9 protein-coding genes are annotated in these 3,456 nt (G+C 51.7%); 2 read left to right on the top strand and 7 right to left on the bottom strand.

The features are described from left to right. The 3 genes from ICT70_RS14705 to ICT70_RS14695 all read right to left on the bottom strand — a co-directional run. The coding region (locus tag ICT70_RS14705; protein WP_224747005.1) for a hypothetical protein at positions 1–223 on the bottom strand (223 nt) is incomplete at its 3' end. A gap of 5 nt (positions 224–228) precedes the next feature. Beyond that, on the bottom strand, positions 229–504 hold the full coding sequence (locus ICT70_RS14700; protein WP_191157966.1) for a DUF2442 domain-containing protein: 276 nt from the start codon (positions 502–504) through the stop codon (positions 229–231). 8 nt (positions 505–512) lie between these two features. After that, on the bottom strand, positions 513–782 hold the full coding sequence (locus ICT70_RS14695; RefSeq protein WP_191157964.1) for a DUF4160 domain-containing protein: 270 nt from the start codon (positions 780–782) through the stop codon (positions 513–515). A 79-nt stretch (positions 783–861) separates the two neighbouring features. Between ICT70_RS14695 and ICT70_RS14690 the strand changes: the two genes are divergently transcribed. Further along, a complete protein-coding gene (locus tag ICT70_RS14690) occupies positions 862–1,650 on the top strand; it encodes an ExeA family protein (protein ID WP_191157962.1) in 789 nt (262 codons plus the stop codon). Between the two features lie 12 nt (positions 1,651–1,662). Further along, on the top strand, positions 1,663–1,839 hold the full coding sequence (locus tag ICT70_RS14685; RefSeq protein ID WP_191157960.1) for a hypothetical protein: 177 nt from the start codon (positions 1,663–1,665) through the stop codon (positions 1,837–1,839). Between the two features lie 92 nt (positions 1,840–1,931). Here ICT70_RS14685 and ICT70_RS14680 read toward each other — a convergent pair whose 3' ends face one another. From ICT70_RS14680 to ICT70_RS14665, 4 genes are all read right to left on the bottom strand, one after another. Beyond that, positions 1,932–2,300 (bottom strand): Arm DNA-binding domain-containing protein, encoded by a 369-nt coding sequence (locus ICT70_RS14680; RefSeq protein ID WP_191157959.1) that lies wholly within the window; start codon positions 2,298–2,300, stop codon positions 1,932–1,934. Positions 2,301–2,563: 263 nt separating this feature from the next. Further along, the gene (locus tag ICT70_RS14675) at positions 2,564–2,839 is read right to left on the bottom strand and encodes a type II toxin-antitoxin system RelE family toxin (protein ID WP_191157957.1); all 276 of its coding nucleotides are present in this window, start codon (positions 2,837–2,839) and stop codon (positions 2,564–2,566) included. A 2-nt stretch (positions 2,840–2,841) separates the two neighbouring features. Further along, a complete protein-coding gene (locus tag ICT70_RS14670) occupies positions 2,842–3,045 on the bottom strand; it encodes a hypothetical protein (RefSeq protein ID WP_191157955.1) in 204 nt (67 codons plus the stop codon). A gap of 105 nt (positions 3,046–3,150) precedes the next feature. After that, on the bottom strand, positions 3,151–3,456 hold a 306-nt coding region (locus ICT70_RS14665), incomplete at its 5' end, for a VanZ family protein (RefSeq protein WP_224747093.1).

Here is a 3,456-nt window from a genome sequence, read left to right as displayed (position 1 = left end):
CGATATGATAATGGTTGTGCATCACCGCATAGGCGGCGACATCGATGGTAAAGACTCCAGCCAGCTGCAGAATGCGCTGTTCGATCCAGTCGCGACGGTGTTCAAAGCTCTGGCCGGTGATATGATCAACTCCGCACAAAAAGGCGCGGCGCACACAGCGGGAAACAACGTGATACCAGGGGGTTTCACTTAAGGAGACTTGGGCGTAGCGCGGAAGGGCCATAAAGTTCAGGCGTTTTCTGCGTGCGCGGAATGAACGCGATTTTCGTCGGTGATTGGTACAGAACGGTCATACAGAGTTTCCGGGGCGATATCCAGATCACCTGGCCAGCACACAGTGTCCATAGCTACAAAAGCTCTCCTGAACAAATGCATATCTTGAAGCCGTGTAAAAATTCCTCGACCAAGATAGGGCTTCACATCAAATAACCGATGCTCACCTGTGTCGAACCAAAGCTCCAAATTATAATCATCTCTTACTTTTACGCGAATCACGGATTCCATATATCCTCCTATCGCAACGGCTCAATGGCAAAAGGCGGGAGCCCATTAACAGCCAACTCCCAGTTTGCCAATAGGGAATCACGGTGGATTTCAATCCACGCCTGAACCAGCCTGCTTTTAGCTTGAGGTATCTCTCCAGCAAGCAAAGATCCATCAAGAATGGAAAAGGATGCCCCCTTCCCCTGATATTTTGCGTGTATATGCGGCAGCTTGTGTCTCTCATCGTCAAAGAAATAAAGACAGATAACAATTCCATAAAACATGCTGATGGTCGGCATGAACACTCCCTCGGACAAAGCTTGAACTGTCTACAGTATAGCACCCACTCAGAAGCACAACAATTTCACTGTCGCATAAATGGCATTACGTCGACCAGGCTCACCACCGGTCAGTACACCGCCACCCTACCCCAAGGCAAAACACAGGTCAAGAATAAAGTGCCCAAGAATAAAGTGCCTGTCCTATAAATATAGTGTTGCTCTGATCACCGGCGACATCGGCAGCGGCAAGTCAACCATCCTGCGCTACTTGATCGGTGGCCTGCACCCTGCCGAATACCAGGTGATTGCCGTGACCGCCTGCTCCGGGTCGATCCTCGAACTCTACCGCCAGATCCTCGCCGCGTTGGGCATTACCAAGGCCGGTGCTTCACGGGCCATGATGGCGTACCGGATTAAACAGCAGATTCTCGATCTGGTCACCGGCAAGAAGATGAAAACCCTGCTGGTCATCGATGAAGCGTCCCTCTTACGCCTCGATGTCTTTGCCGAACTCCACACCCTGACTCAGTTCGAGCAGGATTCCAAACCTTACCTGCCGGTTATTCTCGCCGGTCAGGCCAACCTGGTGGACAACCTCAGCTACCGCGCCAGCAAACCTCTGGCTTCACGGGTCGTCACTCGCTGCCACCTGGCCGGTATCGATCGCTGCGCCATGGAAAACTATCTGCGCCATCACCTGCAGATAGCCGGTTGCGATCGCATGCTGTTTGAGGAGGCTGCCGTGACCGCTGTTCATCAAGGTTCAGGAGGACTTTATCGCAAAGCCAACTTCCTGGCCCGGGGCGCACTCATTGTTGCTGCCAGAAACGAGTCAAGCGTGGTGACCGCAGAGCATGTCCAGGCAGCCAGTACGGAAATCTTTTAAGGGAGGTGTGCGATGAATATCTACGAGGATCAGAATACTGAAACGACCTTCGATGAATTGACGGCCCTGGTGGAACAACTGGTGATGAGTCTGATGGCGGCCAGCCTGCGGAACATCATCAACACACATCAAGCGTACCAAGAAATTGCTGATTCCAGACCACATCCGAAGGAAGAAGAACCTTTTTAACACTACCACCGTGACCGGCGAGTGCCGGTCACGGTGTGACAAAAGTCCATTGATGTGACAATCTGTCTAATGGTTCCATATAGTTAGACAATCTATGACCATTTACTGGGGCAAACAACAGCATGAGGCAGGTAGTGATCCCGGACAAACTCGGCAAATGTGGGCATCTGCTTGATCTTTTCGACATGCTCCTGAACATCGAAGCCCATCAGAACCTTGCTCTTTAGGATGCGGGCATTTTCACGGGCTTCGTCAACGTTAAGGGCAGTTGTCCGACCTAGGCGAACCTGACGGATACGCCCGGCTTTGTCACGATAACGCAGGTAATAGGTAGCACTGCCGGTACGGGTAACTTCGAGCATAAACCCGGTTAACTGGGTGTCGAAATAGGTGACTTTGGCAGCCGTGGTTGGCAGGGGCGGATTGTCAACGAACTGCTGACGAAGATTTACGCGGGGCATGGTGGTACCTCCTTGTTGTGTATGAGAGTTGGTGGGAGAAGCTGTTCCTTCCCTTTCCCTCTTTTAACAAGGAGATGGCTGGTTTTTTGATGGCGATTACTGGAGAACGAACGTAATGGTGCCTGGAATGGACAAACGGAACCAAGGTGCGGCTAGGGTATGGGTTTGGTGGAGATCGGGCAGTGGTGGGACGATGAGGAGGTCACTGCAACGGTCAGGTCAATCAGGTACGATGTAACCGACAACCAGTTCAGGAACAACCCCTACGGGAAGAATCGGTAAATCTCACGCCGGTGCAAACAACGCACAAATTCAACTTCGTCTGCTTCTTCTGGTGACCAATAGATTCCGATACGATATTCGTGAAGGCGAATAGCGTAACAATGTTGACTGCCGCTCATCTTTTTCAGGTGAGGGATGTCCGTCAAGACATCAGCCTGCTGAACCTGATCGATGACTTGCTGTATGGCTTGATATAGCTGCTTATCCTTTATTTTCTTTATGTCACGGACAAAGCTGTTACGAAACAAGTGCTGCACAGTTACCCCTCCAGTATCGTACGAACATCTTCATAATCGACCACGGGAGTTTGTCGACCTTGCTCTATCGCTTCGGTCAGGGCAACGTCATGAAGAATTTCAGCAAAGATATCTTCAAAAAAAGCCCGATTCTCAAACAAAGATTCTTTTACTGATTCCTTGAGAACTGATTTCATCAGTTCCTGATCAAGATTAGCTATGTTCATAATCCACCTCTTTCTCTTATGGCAGTGTCAGTGCCAGCGACGCTTGTTATAATAGCACTGCAGCATGATCAGAGCAAATGCTGACCAGTTGGCACCACCCGCCCCTCACACCACCAACCCCAGCATTATTCCCACCGTATTGGCTAGTTGATCGCGCCAGCTGAAGTGGCGGCCGGGGACGAAGTGCTGCAGGCATTCGATCAGGAGTCCGGCGAGGAACAACAGGGCGGCGCTCAGCAGGAGGTTCCGGGTCTGGGCGGCGCTCAGCAGGAGGTTCCGGGTCTGGGCGGAGATCAGCACCATCAGCAGGAAGTAGCCGCCTAAGTGCATGAGTTTGTCGTTGGGTAGCCAGCGGGGGAGGAATCTGCCGGGGAGTAAGCAGCCGGTGAGGATGAGCAGGCTGGTGATTGA

The sequence above is a fragment of the Pelovirga terrestris genome (assembly GCF_014773365.1).
Lineage (GTDB): Bacteria > Desulfobacterota > Desulfuromonadia > Desulfuromonadales > Geopsychrobacteraceae > Pelovirga > Pelovirga terrestris.
Note: the sequence above shows the minus strand (reverse complement) of the source record. Positions and strands in the feature narration are given on the sequence as shown.